The sequence below is a fragment of the Protofrankia sp. CiT1 genome, from assembly GCF_917627335.1.
Lineage (GTDB): Bacteria > Actinomycetota > Actinomycetes > Frankiales > Frankiaceae > Protofrankia.
Genome location: NZ_CAKJTP010000089.1, coordinates 15,170 through 16,885, shown reverse-complemented (window position 1 = coordinate 16,885; position 1,716 = coordinate 15,170). Strand labels below are relative to the sequence as shown.

Below are 1,716 nucleotides of genomic sequence, written 5' to 3'. Positions count from 1 at the left end.
CGCTCAATGAACAAAAAGCGACACCAGGCTCAAAGGTATTGATTTTTGATTAGGCGATGGTGTGACCTCGCAAAATAGGGGTCTCGGCCAGCCTCAATGACCGGCCCGTGAAACGGCGAGTTTGACAAGCGCTCCGGCGATGGTATTAATACATCCGGCGCGGCGGTAAATGTGACGCCACCAAGCCCGCCCCGGACACTCGAAGGGGCGGGCTTGGCTTGTGACGTGGAGTGGCTGGTGTTCGCCGGAAGCGGCGCGGATTAGTCGCTCATACTGTCACCCTCCCATGCTCATCACCCCCTCGGCGTGTACGGCGGTATCCGGGGTTCCGACTCCGTTGGCGGACACCCGGAGATTTTGGTGAAAATGGTCCAGGCGATCAGCTCGCAGGTTTCGCGGGTGATGCGGCGGGTAATGCGCTGGCTCCGGTCTTCCACCTCCAGCGGGAGGATTACCTGGTCGTCCATGGCCGTCAGGTGCGCCCACTGGTGCGCCTCGTCCCACTCAGCAAAGGCGGCCAACTGTTCCCCGTACCCATTGAATTACGGAGTAGGGCCGGATACGCCGGGCTGCCGCCTTCTGGAGTGCTCCAACCGTCCCACGAGCTTCCCCATTTGGTCGCGCATCCATCGGACCTCCTCGGTCACGCTTTCCAGCCGTTCGCGGAGGGCGGCCAGCTCAAGGGGCGTGGCGCCGAGTTCGTTCCTGGAATAGGCAAAGTTGTCTTCCAGCCGCTCCAGTTGCGTCAGTACGGCTTCAAATTGGCATTCGATGAGATGAGCAGCCATATTCTCCCCAGACCCCGGCCCGGACGAACACGAACCGCTGATCCAGCCGCCCACCATCTACCTCCTGTTGCTGGTCCGCCGTCAGCCCCGTCTGGCTGGCGCCCGGTGCCGGGGAGGCCGGCATGATCGAACTTGCGCCATCTCAACCCGGCACCGGGGCCTGGTTGGGACACTGCGCGCGTTGGCTAAAGAGCAGTAGCCATCCCATGCATGACGGGTATGCGCGGCACGTCTGGACGACGGACCGTAACGGCTAGACTGCGAGGTAGGAAGCCCACCGCAGACGACGGAGAGGGCCGGTAATTACGGTGAGCGAGCAGCGGGGGCAGGGTCGCTACTGCCGGTGTGGGGAACGGCTGGCACGGGACAACAGCGTGGGCCTGTGCGGACCCTGCCAGCGCCGGACGGTCGAGCTGGAGGCAGGAGCGCCGGAGGTGGCGCCCACATTTTGGGAAGCGTCAGACCAACTCCGGGATGCCCTCGATGCCTGGCACATGGGCCACGTCATTGCCGCGTACCGCACCCACCCGCACCACGGCGCCCCCTTGCCCCAGGAGATGGTGGCACGATGGATGGGCATCACCCAGACACAGCTAAGCCGTATCGAATCCGGCACTCCTATAACTGATCTCACTAAGCTCATTCGCTGGGCCGAGATGTTGCGCATCCCGGAAGAGCTGTTGTGGTTTAAACTTCCCCGCCAGCGTCCGCCGGCGGGAGAAATGCAAAGGCCCCCTGCCGCTGGCGCCGCATCAATTGCCTCGCACCACCGCGGCAGGGACAGCACGTATAGCGACGTGCCGGACCAGTACCGGGTGATTGCGCACGTCGGGGAGGTGGTTATTGTGGCGATGGATCGGCGGACATTTCTTGCCGGAAGCGGAGCCGGGTTTTTGGTCGGGGGCAAAGTGATGCCGCTGGCCTCCTA

Annotated in this window: 2 protein-coding genes; one reads left to right on the top strand and one right to left on the bottom strand. The window is 63.3% G+C overall.

Annotation, left to right across the window (positions count from 1 at the left end):
• Nucleotides 1-542: 542 nt before the first annotated feature.
• Nucleotides 543-788, bottom strand: a complete 246-nt coding sequence (locus MJ785_RS14610) for a hypothetical protein (RefSeq protein WP_239381349.1) — start codon at nt 786-788, stop codon at nt 543-545.
• A gap of 572 nt (nt 789-1,360) precedes the next feature.
• On the opposite strand from MJ785_RS14610, the gene MJ785_RS14605 reads away from it, so the two are divergent.
• A partial coding sequence (locus MJ785_RS14605) for a helix-turn-helix transcriptional regulator (protein WP_239381347.1) occupies nt 1,361-1,716 on the top strand: 356 nt, incomplete at its 3' end.

Coding starts and splice junctions, on each gene's coding strand:
- MJ785_RS14610 (WP_239381349.1), bottom strand. CDS start 788: ATGGCTGCTCATCTCATCGAATGCCAATTTGAAGCCGTACTGACGCAA.